This is a genomic window from Methylobacterium sp. A54F (assembly GCF_053346035.1).
In genome coordinates, this window is sequence record NZ_JBKFBF010000216.1 from 1 (window position 1) to 284 (window position 284).

At 63.7% G+C, this 284-nt stretch carries 1 protein-coding gene; it reads left to right on the forward strand.

The genetic code is table 11. The features are described 5' to 3' along the window. Nucleotides 1-18 precede the first annotated feature (18 nt). On the forward strand, nucleotides 19-284 hold a 266-nt coding region (locus ACLBXP_RS26015), incomplete at its 3' end, for a recombinase family protein (protein ID WP_447670670.1).

Below are 284 nucleotides of genomic sequence, written 5' to 3' on the forward strand. Positions count from 1 at the left end.
GAGACGTTCCGCACCTTCTTGGCCGGGTCTGAGTTCAGGCTGGCCCCTGAGGTCGTCGAGACGGTGAGTGGTCGCTCCAGCACTCGCCCGGCTCTGAACAGGGCACTGGCTCAATGCCGGGCTATGGGCGCCACGTTGATCGTTGCCAACGTCTCGCGTTTGACGAGATCGGTCGCGTTCCTGTGGCGCCTTCTGGAGGCTGGGGTCGAGGTCCGCTTCTGCGATTTGCCTCAGATTGAAGGGCCGACCGGCCGCTCCCTGCTCACCCAAATGGTGTCTGTTGC